This window comes from Arthrobacter sp. cf158 (assembly GCF_900106835.1).
Classification (GTDB): domain Bacteria; phylum Actinomycetota; class Actinomycetes; order Actinomycetales; family Micrococcaceae; genus Arthrobacter.
In genome coordinates this window covers 478,178-493,269 of record NZ_FNNR01000002.1, presented here as the reverse complement: position 1 = coordinate 493,269, position 15,092 = coordinate 478,178, and the positions used below count along the sequence as shown (strand labels likewise).

Below are 15,092 nucleotides of genomic sequence, written 5' to 3'. Positions count from 1 at the left end.
ACCGCCGGAAAAGCCCGCCCCTGCCGATTTGCGCGGCGGGGCGGCCCTTCCGGCCAGTATTGTGGCGAACGCTACATCACGGTGTTGCCCGCCGCAGCGTTGAGTATGATCCGGCCGCCAAGACAACGCAGAGCAACGCGGCCCAGCCACTGATGCTCAATGGCGTTTGTTGGGCGAACCATGCCCCAACATAACCCCACCATTCGAGCAACGTGGTGAGGGCTGCAAGGCCGATCAGGACCACTGCCGACCCCAAGGTGGAGACCAGGGTTCCGCTGGTCCCCCACCGCTTGAAAATCGTGGCGAACCAGAACCCGATGATGAACATGAACATCATCACCACGAAGAAGAAGGCTGCGGTGGAGTACCAAGGACCGTCCGTGACCCAAGGAATGCTGAAGAAGTAGCCGTAGACTCCCCAGCCATTGGTTGCCTTCTCGATGACGCCACCCAGCAAGTAGAGCCCCGTCATCCCGACGGCGATGAGTGAGAAGAGGCTCAAAGTTCCCAGGTAGAAGGCGCGGCGGCTGATGCTCAGGCCTTGGGAGAACGGGAAAACCAAGGTCATGCTCTGGATGCCGAGGACGAGGAAATACCACATAGGCGCTTGGCTCCCTCCCCCGTACTTGCCTTCCTGGACGGGAATCAGGGCGAAGATGGCGAGTGACATCAGGAATGAAGCCAGCAGGATGGTCAACGGCCATCCGATATACGTCCATTTGTTGATCAGTTGCATCCGGGCAACTGCTACGGTCCTGCTCATCGCCTTGCCTCCAACGTGTCATCGGAGAAATCTCCAGTGCCTGCTGTGTGGCCGGCACCACCGGCACCGGCCATGGTCTTGCGGACCACCAATTGCTGCAGGGAAACGGGCGATAGTTCAAGGCCCAGTTCCTGCGCTTCGGCGCGTTCCCGGCTACCAAGGGACTCATCGACGGTCACTGATGCCAGCGACCCCAACGTTTCGCGGTGCAGGATCTTCCGGCCGGCCAGGAATGCGTCAACCTTCTCGGCAGAGCCTGAAACGGTGACGGCGGAGCCGCGGATTTCCTCGGCATCGGCATCCATGATGATCCGGCCGCGGTCGATCACCACCACGTGTTCCAAGAGGTTCGCCACTTCATCAATGAGGTGCGACGAAAGGATGATGGTGCGCGGGTGCTCTGCGTAGTCCTCCACCAGCCGGTCGTAGAACAATTGGCGGGCGACGGCGTCGAGCCCCAAATACGGTTCGTCGAAGAACGTCAGTTCCGCGCGCGAGGCAAGGCCGATAATAACTCCGACGGCGGATAACTGACCGCGCGAAAGCTTCTTGATCCGCCGTTTGACGGGAAGCTGGAAGTCCGCAGCCAATCTGTCCGCGAGCCCCTGGTCCCAGTTCTTGTAGAACAGCGCAGCGGAGCGAAAGGCGTGCCGCGGCTGGAAATCATCCGGGTATTTCTGCGATTCACGGATGAAGCAGATCCGGGACAGGACGGCGTCGTTCTCGTAGGCGTTTGCGCCAAAGACGAGCGCTTCCCCGGAGGTGGCGAAAGCCTGGGCAGTAAGTACGGACATCAACGTGGTCTTGCCGGCGCCGTTGCGTCCCAGCAGGCCGTAGATACGGTTCGCAGAGAGGCTGAGGTTGACGTTGTCCAGAGCGTTGAGGTCTTTGTAGTGCTTGATCAGGTTACGGGCCTCGACGATGGTGTCGTTCACAGGGCCGCGCTCCTTTCCTTGTCTGTCCCGGGTTCCGGGACAAGCCCGGAGCTGCGTTCAATCATGGTGTTCAGCTGCTCTGCCGAGATGCCCAGTTTCCGGGCCTCCAATGCCAGCGGCTTGACGTACTGTTCGAAGAACTCCTCGGTCCGGCGGGCTACCAGCTGGGACCGCGCCCCGGTCGCTACGAACATCCCTATCCCCCTGCGTTTGTAGAGAATTCCTGAATCCACCAGCACATTGACGCCCTTGGCAGCAGTTGCCGGGTTGATGCGGTGGAAGGCTGCGAACTCATTGGTGGAGGGCACTTGGGATTCTTCGGCCATGCTGCCGTCCACAATTCCGTTCTCAATGAGTTCGGCGATCTGCATAAAGATCGGCTTGCTGTCATCGATCATGAGCACCACCGCCTTACTGGTTCATTACTCATGTAACTAACCATATAAGCAACTAAGCCGATGTCAAGAGATTGCCGGAACAGTCGCCGCAACAGCGGTCAAGTAGGCTTGTGGGGTGATCTTTTCTGCGATAAGCGACCTTGCCGTATCCACTTTCGGAGGCGCAGGCCCGGTTCAGCCGTCCATGGCGTCATTCCTGCCGGACTGGTTGAACCCCCAGATCTTCCTGGCCGATCCCGCCCTTGCACCGTGGGTTGTGCTGCTGGTGTGCGGCATAGTCTTTGCTGAGACAGGCCTGCTGGTGGGCTTCTTCCTGCCTGGAGACTCCATGCTGTTCACCGCGGGGCTCCTGGTTGCCACAGATACCATCAAGTTCAACATCTGGGCCTTGGCTGGGCTCATCATTGTCTCTGCGATCATCGGTAACCAAACCGGCTACCTCATCGGATCCAAGGCCGGCCCTGCCATCTTCAACCGTCCCGATTCCAAGCTGTTCAAGAAGGAAAACGTCGAAAGCGCCCACGCTTTCTTCGAAAAGCACGGCGGCAAGGCGTTGATCCTGGCTAGGTTCGTCCCCATCATCCGCACCTTTGTGCCGGTGATCGTTGGCGTCGCGCAGATGGACAAGCGGAAGTTCTTCCTCTTCAACGTCATCGGTGCCGTCCTGTGGGGCGGCGGCGTCACCCTGCTTGGTTACGTCCTCGGCGACCGTGTGCCGTGGGTCAGCAACAACCTGGACATTATCTTCATCGTCATCGTCCTCCTCTCGGTAATCCCGGTGTTCATTGAGGTGGCCCGCGGTTTCATCGCCAAGCGCAAGGCTGCGGCCGAGGGCACCGACCCCGTTGAGGAATTCATCGAAGAACACGACGGCGGCAAGCACAGCGAGCACTGAGGCTCCGCAAGGATCCCGGCCCGAGTCAATGCACGCACAAAAAAGGCACCCCCCCAGGGGGTGCCTTTTTGTTTGCCGTTTGCCACTCAGCGGGTAGTGCGCACTATGACTGCTGCGCCTCGGCCGCGGAAAGCGCAGACACGATGGCGGGCAGCAAAGCCCTGAACGCCTGGCCGCGATGGCTGATGGCATTCTTTTCATCGGAACTCAGTTCTGCGCAGCTGCGATCCATTCCGGCAGGCTGCAGCACAGGGTCATAGCCGAAGCCGCCCTCACCCCGGGGTTCACGCAGCAGAGTCCCTTCCAGCTGACCGTATTCCACGGTCTCATGGGCAATGCCGTCAGATCCGGGCACCGCCAACGCTGCGGCACAGACAAAGGCCGCACCACGGAACGAATCCGGAACGTCAGAAAGTTGCGCCAGAAGCAGCTTCAAGTTGGCGACGTCGTCCCCATGGGTTCCGGACCACCGCGCCGAGAAGATGCCCGGAGCCCCGCCCAGGACATCCACGGCCAGTCCGGAATCATCAGCGATTGCTATGAGGCCGGTAGCTTCAGCTACGGCCCTGGCTTTGAGGAGCGAGTTCTCGGCAAAGGTCACACCTGTTTCCGCAACGTCAGGAGCACCGGCCGCAGAGGCATCAACCACCTGTGTATCGACGTCCAGTCCTGGAACCTGGCCCCGAAGGAGTTCACGGAGTTCCTTCAATTTTCCCTTGTTGTGCGTTGCCAGGACCAGGCGTGGGGCCGCAGGTTCCTGTGCGCCGCTCACGGAGCCTCCGCGAGTGTCTCGCGCTGGATGGCTGAGAGTTGGGTGGTACCCAGCAAGGCGAGGTCAAGCAAGGCGTTGAGTTCGTCGCGGTCGAACGGCGCGCCCTCAGCGGTGCCCTGGACTTCAACGAACTTACCGGAGCCGGTCACCACCACGTTCATGTCCGTCTCGGCGCGGACGTCTTCCACGTATGGCAGGTCCAGCATCGGCACGCCGTCGATGATGCCTACAGAGACGGCAGCAATCGTGTCCACCAACGGCTCGGCGTTACGGGCAATGAGCTTGTTCTCCCGGGCGAAGCGGATGGCTTCCGCGAGCGCCACATAGGCACCGGTGATCGCGGCCGTACGGGTACCGCCATCGGCCTGCAGGACATCGCAGTCCAGGACGATCGTGTTCTCACCGAGCGCCTTGGTGTCGATGATGGAACGCAGCGAGCGGCCAATGAGTCGCGAGATCTCGTGGGTGCGTCCGCCAATTTTGCCCTTTACCGACTCGCGGTCGGAGCGGGTGTTGGTGGCGCGGGGAAGCATTGCGTATTCCGCAGTGACCCAGCCGCGGCCTTCGCCCTTGAGCCAGCGCGGCACGCCCTCGGTCAGGGAAGCTGTGCACAGGACCCGGGTGTTGCCGAACTCGATCAGCGCGGAGCCCTCAGCCTGCTTGGACCAGCCGCGGGTAATGCTGATAGGGCGCAGTTGGTCGGGGGTCCGGCCGTCGGCACGGATAACGGGGGTGGCTGTAGCTTCAGAAGTCATGCTCCAAGCTTAGCCAAGCCAACGGCAGCGCCCGACGCTTCATCCCCTAGATCGTGTAGTGGACTCCGGCAACCGCCACGGCAACGTCACCGGTGAAGACAGGTTTGGCCTCGGCCAGCACCTTGGTCTGGGAGGTCCATACCGGGATGTGGGTGAGGAGGAGTCGCTTGGCCCCGGCGTTTGTCGCGGCCTCGCCAGCTCGTTTGCCAGTGAGGTGGACATCCTTGATGTCGTCGTCCCGGCCTTCCTCGAAAGCTGCCTCACACAGAAACAGATCAGAGCCCTTGGCTGCGTCTTCCAGCCCCTGGCAGGAATCCGTGTCCCCCGAGTAGGTCAGGATCTTGGTGACAGGGACACCGTCCTTGCCCGGCTCCGTGGCAGTCACACGCAACGCATATGCCTCTTCAACCGGGTGGTTCACGGCATACGGAGTGACGGTGAACGGCCCAACGGTGACAGGTTGGAGTTCCGCCCAATGAGTGAAGTCGAATTCCTCGTGCATACCCGGATCCAGGTCCAGCCCATAGGCCGTGGCCATCCTGTCCGCCGTAGCTGCCGGCCCCCACACGGGCAACCGGTCGCGACCCCATCCGCCGGGCTTCCAGCGCACCGCGACGTGAAGCCCACAAAGGTCCATGCAATGGTCCGGGTGCAGGTGGGTGAGGAAGATCGCGTCGATGTCCTCCAGATCGGTGTACCGCTGGATGGCACCCAGGGCACCGCTACCCAAGTCCATGACGATCTTCCACTCGCGCTCACCATCGTGCGCCGTCACCAAATAGCACGACGCCGGTGATCCAGGCCCGGGGAAGGAACCGGTGCATCCCACAATGGTCAGTTTCACAGTCCCCGCCCGATGGTTGCGCCGGAGCCTGCGGAGGTTCCTTCCGGTTGCACGAAGTAGGAACGCCGGGAGAGTCCGGATCCTGAACGTGCGGCTTCGAGCATTTCGGGGGTGATTCGCGCCAGACTGCCCGTGGGGTACTGAGCTGCCACATGGTCCACATGCTTCACCGAGAGCACTTCGGGCCCCAGGAAGCGGCGGGCCAGGGTCTCGAACTGGGCGGCATCGCCGGTAGCAATGAATTCGTGGCTGGGGGCATTGCGCTCTGTCCGTTGGATGCCGTGGTTCGCCAGCGCCCGGTAGACGTCCTTGGCCGTCTCTTCAGCGCTGGAAACCAGGGTAACGTCCTCACCCATGACGAACGAGATGACGCCGGTCAACAACGGGTAGTGCGTGCACCCCAGGACAACAGTGTCCACGCCAGCTTGCTTCAGCGGGGCCAGGTACTCATTGGCAGCGGCCAGGAGCTCAGGCCCTGTGGTGACTCCGGCCTCGACGAAATTAACGAAGGCGGGACAAGCCACAGAGGTGATGGTGAGGTCCGGGGCGGCAGCAAACGTGTCCTCGTAGGCACGCGAGCCGACGGTGGCGGACGTCCCGATGACGCCGATCCTGCCCGAGCGCGTAGCCGAAACTGCACGGCGCACGGCCGGTTGGATGACCTCGATGACCGGAATGCCGTAGCGGGCGGTGTAGCGTTCCCTCGCATCGCGAAGCACGGCAGCGGAGGCCGAGTTGCAGGCGATGGTCAACAACTTCACACCTGAGTCCACCAGTTCATCCATGACACCCAAAGCGTTGGCACGTACCTCGGCGATGGGGAGTGGACCATAGGGACCGTTGGCGGTATCGCCAACGTACAGGATTGATTCGTTGGGGAGTTGGTCAATGATGGACCGCGCTACCGTCAGCCCGCCCACGCCGGAATCGAAAATGCCGATCGGGCGCGGCCCTGCGAGTTCGCCGCTGCTGATGGGGTCGCCACTGCCCAGGGCGTCGCCTGGTGAACCCGATGCTGAAGTCATAATTATTCGAGAATAAGGCTTCCCACGGTGTGCGGCCATTACCTGTGGTCTCCGCCTCGTGTCTGATGTGTCACAAGGCTGGCTGCTCCACAGGCCGTCCGGATCAGGATTTCGCCTGCCTTGCGTCCAGCATGGCCTGCACCAGTGACTCCTGAAGCCATGTGGTGAAGTTGTAAACCAAGGCCAAGTAGCTCTCCACGTCCTCCGCTTGGCTCCAGTCCTGCATGCTGTGGATGTGCTCGGCGTCCGCTTCATCCCGGATGTCCAGGCGTTCAGCCAACACCAGGCGGACATCGTTCAGGGCCATGGACCAACGCGTCGCATCCTCCGGCGTCAGGACGAGGTCGTCCTTGTCCAGACCCATGGCGGCAGCCTTCAGGGCCCCGATCTTGTTTTCCCGCACCGAGCGTTCGGTGAGTTGCCGGAACTCCAGGGAGCCGCCGTCGTCGTCCTTCATGACGTTGGGGAGGAGCCGCAGAAGAGCCCTGTCGGTTGGCTGCTTCACGTCCATGTCCAGGCCGATCAGCGCCGCCAACGGGTCCTCGTTCTCCCGGACGTCTTGCTCCAGCATCGAAATGACATCGTCCAACAGTCCGCGCAGGAGATCGCGCTCCGCGGGCTCAAGGTACCCGGAGATGCCTTTGAGTCCGTACTTGAATGCCTTAGCCACGTTGGCGGCCGCCCTTTCCGGGTGTCTCGTTGCCGCTTGCAGCCTTTTCCACGGTGGCCCACAGACCAAACCCGTGCATGGCAACCGCGTGCTGCTCCACTTGTTCCTTGCTGCCGTGCGCCACGATGGACCGGCCCTTCTTGTGGACCTCCATCATGAGCTTGTGTGCTTTGGACTCGGAGTAGCCGAAGTAACTCTGGAACACGTAGCTCACGTAACTCATGAGATTCACGGGATCATTCCAGATCACAAGGTTCCAAGGGACATCGGGGGCCGTCAGGACATCGGTGGACGACTGCTCTGCAGCTTTGGTCCGCTCATCGATGTCTGTGCCAAACGCAACGCTAGGGCTCATCTGTCCATTCTATGGCGGCTCGCACTAGAGTGAATTCGTGAGTAGAGCCACGTCGTGGGACCACCCCGCAACTTCCTTGTACACAGACCATTACGAACTGACCATGTTGCAGGCCGCCCTGCACTCCGGGGCGGCGCACCGCCGGTCGGTGTTCGAAGCCTTCGCCCGGCGGCTGCCTGACGGCCGCCGCTACGGTGTGGTGGGCGGTACCGGACGCCTGCTGGAAGGCATAGCCGACTTCCGGTTCGGCCAGGCCGAGCTCGCATTCCTGGAGCAGAACAAAGTAGTCAACAAGGAGACCCTGGACTACCTCGCGAACTACAAGTTCAGCGGTGACATCTGGGGCTACGCCGAAGGCGATGCGTACTTCCCCAACTCCCCCATCCTCATCGTGGAGTCCACGTTCGCTGAGGCCTGCATCCTGGAAACGTACATCCTGTCCGTCCTGAATCACGACAGCGCGATAGCCTCTGCTGCATCCAGGATGACGACGGCGGCCGGCACCCGGCCCTGCATCGAGATGGGCTCGCGTCGCACCCAGGAAGAATCGGCGACGGCGGCCGCCCGCGCCGCTGTGATCGCCGGCTTCGCCAGCACCTCCAATCTGGAGGCCGGACGGCGCTACGGCATCAAGACCGTGGGCACTGCTGCCCACTCCTTCACCCTGCTCCACGACACTGAGCGTGAAGCATTCGAGGCACAGATTGCCACGTTCGGCCCCGGGACCTCGCTGCTGGTGGACACCTACGACGTCGAGACCGCCGTACGCACCGCGGTCGAACTTGCCGGGGACAAACTTGGGGCTGTCCGCCTGGATTCGGGCGACCTCATTGCCCAGGCGCAGTGGGTCCGGCAGCTGCTCGATGACCTCGGCAACGTCAACACCAGGATCGTGGTGACGTCCGACCTCGACGAATTTGCCATCGCAGCCCTGCAATCCGCTCCAGTGGATTCCTACGGCGTGGGCACCTCGCTGGTCACCGGTTCCGGCGCCCCAACGGCCAGCATGGTCTACAAGCTGGTCAGCCGCACCAACGACGCCGGGGAATTCGTCTCGGTAGCCAAGGCCGCCAAGAACAAGGCAAGCGTGGGCGGACGCAAATACGCCCTCCGGAAGCTCAACGAGCGCGGCCGTGCCACCCACGAAATCGTGGGCATCGGCCACCGGCCAGAGGACGACGGCAACGACCGTTCCCTGCTTCAGCATTTCGTCAAGAATGGTGAGGTGCTGCCCGGATGGACGGGCCCCGAGGGTGTTGTCCGGGCCAAGGAACGGCACGCAGCCACCATGGCTGAGCTGCCCGCCGTCGTCAATCGCCTGCAGCGCGGCGAGGCTGCCATCCCCACCATCTACGAGGAGAACTGATGTCCCGGGCCCTGATCATCGTCGATGTGCAAAACGACTTCTGCGAGGGAGGCACCCTGGCCGTCGAAGGCGGCGCTGCAATAGCCGGCGCCATCACTGAATACGTGGACGCCAATCAGCAACACTTTGACCACATCGTTGCTACCCAGGACTGGCATATTGAGCCGGGCACGCATTTTTCGGACGAACCGGACATGGTTGATTCCTGGCCTCCGCACTGCCGGGCCCGCAGCAAAGGCGCGGAGCTCCACGAAGACCTGGACCCTGAATACATCCAGGCCTACTTCCGCAAGGGCCAGTACACGGCGGCCTACTCCGGGTTTGAGGGCGTCCTTGCTCCTGAGGACGACGTTCCCTCAGGAGACCTCAAGGCCGGCGCCGCGGTGGCTGAGGTCCTGGATGAAGACGCTATCGGCCTTGACGATTGGCTGCAGAGCCATGACGTCGAGGAGGTAGTAGTGGTGGGCCTGGCGACGGATTACTGCGTCAAGTCGACAGCGCTGGATGCTGTCCAGGCCGGCTACACCACCACCGTCATCGCTGAGCTTACCGCTGGAATCGCCGACGACCTCACCGAGGCCTTCGAGGACATGGAAGCGGCCGGCGTCGAGGTTGAACGCGGCTGATCCGGCAAGTGCAGCAGGTATGGGAAAGGGCGCCGCGGTTGCGGCGCCCTTTCCCATACCTGCTGGATTTTCCCTGCATACCTGGTGCGAAGCCGGTTACTTGCGGCCGATGAACCAATCCTGGAGCTTACGCAAGCGTGCCTGCAACTGTTCCTCATTGGCTTGGGCAACCGCCGGGCCGCCACATACCTCGCGCAACTTGGTATGAACCACGCCGTGCGGTGTACCGGTCCGCGCGGACCACGCGGCAACGTTTTTGGCCAATTCGTTGCGCAGATCCATGAGCATGCGGTGATCGGGGATTGCCGGTGACGCCGCTGCCGCCAGCGGTGACTGGCGCTTCTTCCTGGACTGCTGTTCATGCTGGCGCTGCCGCAACAGCGTGCCTACTTGTTCGGCGTCGAGCAGTCCCGGAATTCCCAGGAAGTCGAGTTCCTCGTCAGAACCGATATCCGCGCCCGTACCGAACTCACCGCCATCGAACAGGACGCGGTCGAACGACGCCTGGGAGTCCAAGGCTTCGAACTTGCCCTTGGTGAGCTCGTCCGAGGCCTTATCCTCCCGGTTGGCTTCCGCCATGAGGTTCTCTTCCGGACTGAACAGCCCGTCATCGTCCTTCTCAGGGCGGTCCAGGGCGTGGTCGCGCTCGGCCTCCATGGTGTTGGCCAGGATCATCAGCGGCGGAACGGACGGCAGAAACACCGACGCCGTTTCCCCCCTCTTGCGGGCACGCACGAAGCGTCCCACTGCCTGGGCAAAGAACAGGGGCGTTGAAGTTGAGGTGGCATAGACGCCTACCGAGAGGCGCGGAACGTCCACGCCTTCAGACACCATGCGGACAGCCACCATCCAACGCTGCTCCCCCGCGGAGAACTCTTCGATCTTGCTGGACGCCTTGGAATCATCCGAGAGAATCACCGTGGGCGACTGGCCCGTGATCTTCTTGAGCTGGCCCGCATAGGCCCGGGCGTCATCATGGTCAGTGGCGATGACCAGCCCACCAGCGTCAGGAACCGTACGCCGGACCTCGCTGAGGCGCTTGTCTGCCGCGGCAAGGACGGCCGGAATCCACTCACCCGTAGGGTTCAACGCAGTTCGCCACGCCTGTGACGTGATGTCCTTGGTGACAGCGGCTTCACCCAAAGACGCCGCCATTTCGTCGCCGGCGCTGGTCCGCCAGCGCATCTGGCCCGAGTAGGCCATGAACAGCACAGGACGCACCACGTGGTCCCGCAGCGCATTGCCGTAACCGTAGGTGTAGTCAGCCTTGGAACGGCGGATACCATCACGGTCCTCCGCGTATTCAACAAAGGGAATCGGCGAGGTATCGGATCGGAACGGGGTACCCGTCAGGGACAGGCGCCGCGCCGCAGGATCAAAGGCCTCACGCAGGCCGTCTCCCCACGACAACGCTTCGCCGCCGTGGTGGATTTCGTCCAGGATCACCAAGGTGCGGGCTGCTTCGGTCTTCGCACGATGCAGCATGGGCTTGCTGGCTACCTGCGCGTAGGTGACTGCAACGCCCACGAAACCACGGCCGTGCTGGCCATCGGAGTTCTTGAAGTTGGGATCAATCGCAATGCCAACTTTGGCAGCCGCGTCCGCCCACTGACGCTTCAAGTGGTCCGTAGGAGCCACGATCGTGATGCGGTTGACCACGCCACTGTCCAACAGTGTGGTGGCGATGCGCAGCGCGAAGGTTGTCTTACCTGCACCAGGCGTGGCCACGGCGAGGAAGTCCTTCGGATTGCGGGTCATGTAGAGGTCAAGAGCCTCCTGCTGCCAGGCGCGCAGCTTGGGTGCCGTGCCCCAAGCTGCGCGTTCCGGGTACGCCGGAGGCAGTGATGGACCGCCAAAAAGTGTTTCTGTCATGCTGACTCCCCCGGCCTGATGGCAGCGAAAACTATCCTCGGCTTTCCGGGCACGCCGCAGCGAACCGCGAAGCGGCAGCGATCAGAAGGGGCCCGTGTTCTCTTCCCACCCACTACTTGGAGTTGCCCGGGCCGCCGTTTTTTCCACCGTCGTTACCGGGGCGGAGGCCTTCGTAAATCTCCTTGCACTCCGGGCAGACCGGAAACTTCTGGGGATCGCGCCCCGGCGTCCATACTTTGCCGCAGAGGGCAATGACGGGCTCGCCGGTCAACGCCGACTCCATGATCTTTTCCTTGCGGACGTAGTGGGAAAACCGCTCACGGTCGCCGGGTTCCACTTCCTGGCGCGTTTCCTCGCGCTCAATGGTGGCTGTGGACGTTCCGGCTCCGGAAAGCTCGCGCATGGGGTCGTTTTCGAATGGATCCGGAGGAAGCGTAGTCATGCCAAACATCTTACCGTCTACAGGCCCTGCCACTCCGGCTTGTTGTCGTAGGTGTGCCGATAGTAATCAGCCAGTTTCAGCGATGACGCGGCAGCTTCGTCCACCAAAATGGTGGCGTGCGGGTGCATCTGCAGAATGGATGCCGCGCAAATAGCAGCCACAGGGCCTTCCACAAAGTCACGTACGGCCTGGGCTTTTTGGGCGCCCGTGGCCACCAGGACAACATGGCGGGCATCCATGATGGTCCCCAATCCCTGGGTCACTACGTGGTGTGGGACGTCGTCAATGCTGTCAAAGAAGCGGGCGTTGTCCTTCCGTGTCTGCTCAATCAGCGTCTTGATCCGCGTCCGGGAGGCCAGCGATGAGCCAGGCTCGTTGAACCCGATGTGACCGTCCGTTCCCACGCCCAGGATCTGGAGGTCCACTCCACCCACGGCCTTGATTGCGTCCTCGTAGGCCTGGCACGCTGCTTCCAGATCCTCGGCTGCGCCGTCCGGACCATGGACATTTTCCGGCTTGATGTTCACGCGGTTGGTAAATTCGCGACGGATAACCTCACGGTAAGACTCCGGGTGTCCGGCCGCGAGTCCAACGTACTCATCCAGGGCGAATCCATGGGCCTGGCTGAAGTCCAATCCACCGGCTTCGTAGCGACTCGCCAGTTCGTCATAGACAGGCAGCGGAGATGATCCAGTTGCCAGGCCCAGCACTGCGTTCGGCTTGCGGCGGACCAGCGCCTCAATGGCATCGGCGGCAAGCACACCTATCTGCTTGGTGCCAGGGAGAATGACAACTTCCATCGTCACGGCCTTTCTAGGTAAGGGGTCTTCAAGCTATCTGAAACAGACGTTATCCCATGTCCCACCTTTGGGCATGGTTGTTACGCGGCTAGCGGTTCACGCTGAGCTGGGCGAACATTTCCGGGCCCCGCGCCTCCAGCCATTTTCCCCCGAGGCGGACGCCGACGACGAACAATATGACGCCGAGCAAGGGACCAACTACGAGGTTGATCCATCCGGCCCCCGGGCCTCCGCTGAAGGCCTGAACAGCCACCAGCGCCAGCTCCGGGATCAGCAGGAGGGCCAGGACGCCCATCCCTACCGCCTGGACTGCCAGGGTCTGGGCGACGTTTCCCGGCGGCTTCTTGAACGGGCTGTCGCCCGGCAAAGGCACGGCGATGTTGTAGCGGGCCGAGATCACCGAGGAGAGTCCCAGGCCAGTGAGGAGTGTTCCGATCGACAGGCCCAAGAGGTTCGGCAGCCACTGCCAATCCCCCGTGACGAACAACGGCCCAACAGTGAAGACCAAAACAACCGGAAGGGAGATTGCCAGGCAGGCGAGGGCACGGCCCAGCCTGTCGTCAATTCCGCGGACCCCAGCGGCAAGATGGAGGGCGAAGGCCGTGTTGTCGTACGAGACATCAGCGCAGATGGACCACGCCATGACGAAAGCAGTCAGAGGCCCCAGGATCATGAGCAGGCCGTAGCTGCCGCTCTGTGATCCGCTGAAGAAAAACAGGACAGGGAATAGCGGAACAATGACCAAGGATGCCGCGTACCGTGGATCCTTCATCCAGTAGATCAAAGCACGGGTAGCAACTGCACCTGCCGGAGTTCCCGGGAGAAGGCCGAACAGCCCAAGTTTTCCGCCCTTCTTTGATGACCCTCCGGAGTACGGGGGCGTCACCAACGCCCGCTGCAACAGAACATGCCAGCACAGGAGCAAGCCGGCAATGGTCGCTGCGGAAATCAGGACTTTCAGGCCTGCCGCTCCAGCATTGCCGGATTCAAGATCGCCACCAAGGGACCACGGCGCACCAAGAGGTGTCCAGGACAGCGTGCGGGCGAGCACCGGCAGGTAGTCGGCACTGCCACGGACGCCGTCGACGATTCCCACCATGATGGGCCCCAGAAGCACCAGTGGTATGAACACGATGATGCTGCTGACGTCCTTGAAACGCCGCGAGGATGCCAGACCGGCAGTTGCCGTCGTTACTACTTTGGACAACACCACGCAGGTGAGGGCACCCAGGATTGCGCCAAGCAACGCCCCGGAGGCAGCAGGAACACTGCGCCACCATGTTCCCACGGTGCCCAGGGCCGCCAGCAGGGTGGCCAGGCCAGGAATGCCAATGAAGCCAGCGAGGGCCAGGCCAGTCAGGAGTTGCCGCGGCGGAATCGCGAAGGTGGTGAACCGGGCAGGATCCAAGGTCATGTCCGCAGCAGATGCAACCAGCGGGATGATGGCCCAACCCAAAACTGTGGCCGCGCCGCCCAGCACCACCACGGTATGGGCAAGTTCGGCGTCGGCCCAACGCAGGGCCACCAACCCGCCAATCAGGAGGGACAAGACTCCCAGCGCATACAACAGACCCAGGGCCATGCCCACCAACTGCCAGGGGCTTCGCTTGAAGCCGTTGAGGAGAAGGCGCCACTTGAGGCCTAGAAGGTGCGCAACCATTCCAGCCCCTCCGTCCGGTGTCCGCCGCCCACCAACTGAACGAAGCGCTCTTCCAAGGTGGAACCGTTACGGACCTCGTCCACGGACCCCGCCGCCAGAACGCGGCCACCGGCCACCACCGCCACGTGGCTGCACATGCGCTGCACCAGATCCATCACATGGCTGGAAACAATGACGGAGCCTCCGGAAGAGACGTATCCCTCCAGGATCCCGCGGATGTTCGCAGCGGATACGGGATCCACTGATTCGAACGGCTCGTCCAGGACAAGGAGACGCGGCGCGTGAATCAGTGCTGAGGCCAAGGCGATCTTCTTGGTCATGCCAGCAGAATAATCAACCACCAGGGAACCGGCGTCGGCCTCAAGGTCAAGGGCCGCCAAAAGTTCCGAAACCCGTGAAGCAACCACATCGCGGTCCATGCCGCGGAGCAGTCCGGAATACGTGACCAACTGTTCGCCCGTCAACCTGTCAAAGAGGCGCACACCGTCAGGCAGCACGCCCATGAGCTTTTTGGCTTCCAGCGGCCGCGCCCAAACGTCAACGCCGTGGATCAACGCAGTCCCAAAATCGGGACGGAGAAGGCCGGTGGCCATCGAAAGTGTCGTGGTTTTGCCGGCGCCGTTGGGACCAACCATCCCGTAAAACGAGCCCGCAGGCACCTCCAGACTCACGCCATCCACGGCAATCTTGTCCCCGAACCGCTTGGCCAGGCCACGAATGGACAGTGCGGCCAGCGGAGCATCGCCGGGGGCACCCTGGTGGCCGAGCGGCGCGGCGGCGCGGGGTGGCGTCCCACCTTGTGCCGGCACATCACCCTGTGGCGGCACGGGAAATTGAGGCGGCGCGGACATGGGCGTGGTTTCATGGCGTGGTTCCGTCATGTGACCAGCCTAACCTCGCAATCGTGAGCCCGT

17 protein-coding genes are annotated in these 15,092 nt (G+C 62.3%); 3 read left to right on the top strand and 14 right to left on the bottom strand.

The window, feature by feature from the left end:
- Positions 1-76: 76 nt before the first annotated feature.
- Genes BLW08_RS05330 through BLW08_RS05320 form a run of 3 tightly spaced genes read right to left on the bottom strand, consistent with a single transcriptional unit; the run spans position 77 to position 2,096 of the window.
- Positions 77-763: a hypothetical protein gene (locus tag BLW08_RS05330; RefSeq protein ID WP_091323761.1), complete on the bottom strand. Its 687-nt coding sequence runs from the start codon at positions 761-763 to the stop codon at positions 77-79.
- A complete protein-coding gene (locus tag BLW08_RS05325; protein WP_091323759.1) occupies positions 760-1,698 on the bottom strand; it encodes an ABC transporter ATP-binding protein in 939 nt (312 codons plus the stop codon). Before BLW08_RS05325 ends, BLW08_RS05330 begins: the two co-directional genes overlap by 4 nt.
- Positions 1,695-2,096 carry a GntR family transcriptional regulator gene (locus BLW08_RS05320; RefSeq protein ID WP_254779695.1) on the bottom strand — a complete coding sequence of 134 codons (402 nt, stop codon included), beginning with the start codon at positions 2,094-2,096 and terminating at the stop codon, positions 1,695-1,697. The genes BLW08_RS05325 and BLW08_RS05320 overlap by 4 nt, the downstream gene beginning before the upstream one ends.
- A gap of 130 nt (positions 2,097-2,226) precedes the next feature.
- Here BLW08_RS05320 and BLW08_RS05315 point away from each other — a divergent pair, with 130 nt between their 5' ends.
- Positions 2,227-2,991, top strand: coding sequence for a DedA family protein (locus tag BLW08_RS05315; protein ID WP_090819164.1), 765 nt, complete (start codon positions 2,227-2,229; stop codon positions 2,989-2,991).
- A 103-nt stretch (positions 2,992-3,094) separates the two neighbouring features.
- On the opposite strand, the gene rdgB is transcribed toward BLW08_RS05315, so the two are convergent.
- From rdgB to clpS, 6 genes are all read right to left on the bottom strand, one after another.
- Positions 3,095-3,763, bottom strand: a complete 669-nt coding sequence (gene rdgB / locus BLW08_RS05310; protein ID WP_091323757.1) for an RdgB/HAM1 family non-canonical purine NTP pyrophosphatase — start codon at positions 3,761-3,763, stop codon at positions 3,095-3,097.
- Entirely contained in the window at positions 3,760-4,518 is a 759-nt protein-coding gene (rph, locus tag BLW08_RS05305; protein WP_011775233.1) for a ribonuclease PH, read from the bottom strand. The genes rdgB and rph overlap by 4 nt, the downstream gene beginning before the upstream one ends.
- A 46-nt stretch (positions 4,519-4,564) precedes the next feature.
- Positions 4,565-5,362, bottom strand: a complete 798-nt coding sequence (locus BLW08_RS05300) for an MBL fold metallo-hydrolase (RefSeq protein ID WP_090818652.1) — start codon at positions 5,360-5,362, stop codon at positions 4,565-4,567.
- Positions 5,359-6,426 carry a glutamate racemase gene (murI, locus tag BLW08_RS05295; protein WP_091323755.1) on the bottom strand — a complete coding sequence of 356 codons (1,068 nt, stop codon included), beginning with the start codon at positions 6,424-6,426 and terminating at the stop codon, positions 5,359-5,361. The genes BLW08_RS05300 and murI overlap by 4 nt, the downstream gene beginning before the upstream one ends.
- A 64-nt stretch (positions 6,427-6,490) precedes the next feature.
- Positions 6,491-7,057 carry a DUF2017 domain-containing protein gene (locus BLW08_RS05290; RefSeq protein WP_090818647.1) on the bottom strand — a complete coding sequence of 189 codons (567 nt, stop codon included), beginning with the start codon at positions 7,055-7,057 and terminating at the stop codon, positions 6,491-6,493.
- Positions 7,050-7,412: an ATP-dependent Clp protease adapter ClpS gene (gene clpS, locus BLW08_RS05285; protein ID WP_090818644.1), complete on the bottom strand. Its 363-nt coding sequence runs from the start codon at positions 7,410-7,412 to the stop codon at positions 7,050-7,052. Before clpS ends, BLW08_RS05290 begins: the two co-directional genes overlap by 8 nt.
- 37 nt (positions 7,413-7,449) lie before the next feature.
- Between clpS and BLW08_RS05280 the strand changes: the two genes are divergently transcribed.
- On the top strand, positions 7,450-8,778 hold the full coding sequence (locus tag BLW08_RS05280) for a nicotinate phosphoribosyltransferase (RefSeq protein WP_091323753.1): 1,329 nt from the start codon (positions 7,450-7,452) through the stop codon (positions 8,776-8,778).
- A complete protein-coding gene (locus BLW08_RS05275) occupies positions 8,778-9,404 on the top strand; it encodes an isochorismatase family protein (protein ID WP_091323751.1) in 627 nt (208 codons plus the stop codon). Before BLW08_RS05280 ends, BLW08_RS05275 begins: the two co-directional genes overlap by 1 nt.
- A gap of 96 nt (positions 9,405-9,500) precedes the next feature.
- Here the strand turns inward: BLW08_RS05275 and BLW08_RS05270 are convergent, their stop codons facing one another.
- From BLW08_RS05270 to BLW08_RS05250, 5 genes are all read right to left on the bottom strand, one after another.
- Positions 9,501-11,276 carry a DEAD/DEAH box helicase gene (locus BLW08_RS05270; protein ID WP_090818635.1) on the bottom strand — a complete coding sequence of 592 codons (1,776 nt, stop codon included), beginning with the start codon at positions 11,274-11,276 and terminating at the stop codon, positions 9,501-9,503.
- 112 nt (positions 11,277-11,388) lie between these two features.
- Complete coding sequence (locus BLW08_RS05265) at positions 11,389-11,727, bottom strand: DUF3039 domain-containing protein (protein WP_089595519.1); 339 nt, start codon at positions 11,725-11,727, stop codon at positions 11,389-11,391.
- Positions 11,728-11,735: 8 nt separating this feature from the next.
- Positions 11,736-12,518: a glucosamine-6-phosphate deaminase gene (nagB, locus tag BLW08_RS05260; RefSeq protein WP_091323749.1), complete on the bottom strand. Its 783-nt coding sequence runs from the start codon at positions 12,516-12,518 to the stop codon at positions 11,736-11,738.
- 88 nt (positions 12,519-12,606) lie between these two features.
- Positions 12,607-14,178, bottom strand: coding sequence for a transporter (locus BLW08_RS05255; protein WP_091323747.1), 1,572 nt, complete (start codon positions 14,176-14,178; stop codon positions 12,607-12,609).
- Complete coding sequence (locus BLW08_RS05250; protein WP_090818626.1) at positions 14,160-15,059, bottom strand: ABC transporter ATP-binding protein; 900 nt, start codon at positions 15,057-15,059, stop codon at positions 14,160-14,162. The genes BLW08_RS05255 and BLW08_RS05250 overlap by 19 nt, the downstream gene beginning before the upstream one ends.
- Between the last annotated feature and the right edge of the window lie 33 nt (positions 15,060-15,092).

What these genes read in the sequence shown, in the direction of transcription:
- BLW08_RS05330 (WP_091323761.1), bottom strand. Translation starts at nt 763, where the DNA reads ATGAGCAGGACCGTAGCAGTTGCCCGGATGCAACTGATCAACAAATGG.
- BLW08_RS05320 (WP_254779695.1), bottom strand. Translation starts at nt 2,096, where the DNA reads ATGATCGATGACAGCAAGCCGATCTTTATGCAGATCGCCGAACTCATT.
- rph (WP_011775233.1), bottom strand. Translation starts at nt 4,518, where the DNA reads ATGACTTCTGAAGCTACAGCCACCCCCGTTATCCGTGCCGACGGCCGG.
- murI (WP_091323755.1), bottom strand. Translation starts at nt 6,426, where the DNA reads ATGGCCGCACACCGTGGGAAGCCTTATTCTCGAATAATTATGACTTCA.
- clpS (WP_090818644.1), bottom strand. Translation starts at nt 7,412, where the DNA reads ATGAGCCCTAGCGTTGCGTTTGGCACAGACATCGATGAGCGGACCAAA.
- BLW08_RS05275 (WP_091323751.1), top strand. Translation starts at nt 8,778, where the DNA reads ATGTCCCGGGCCCTGATCATCGTCGATGTGCAAAACGACTTCTGCGAG.
- BLW08_RS05270 (WP_090818635.1), bottom strand. Translation starts at nt 11,276, where the DNA reads ATGACAGAAACACTTTTTGGCGGTCCATCACTGCCTCCGGCGTACCCG.
- BLW08_RS05265 (WP_089595519.1), bottom strand. Translation starts at nt 11,727, where the DNA reads ATGTTTGGCATGACTACGCTTCCTCCGGATCCATTCGAAAACGACCCC.
- nagB (WP_091323749.1), bottom strand. Translation starts at nt 12,518, where the DNA reads ATGGAAGTTGTCATTCTCCCTGGCACCAAGCAGATAGGTGTGCTTGCC.
- BLW08_RS05255 (WP_091323747.1), bottom strand. Translation starts at nt 14,178, where the DNA reads ATGGTTGCGCACCTTCTAGGCCTCAAGTGGCGCCTTCTCCTCAACGGC.
- BLW08_RS05250 (WP_090818626.1), bottom strand. Translation starts at nt 15,059, where the DNA reads ATGACGGAACCACGCCATGAAACCACGCCCATGTCCGCGCCGCCTCAA.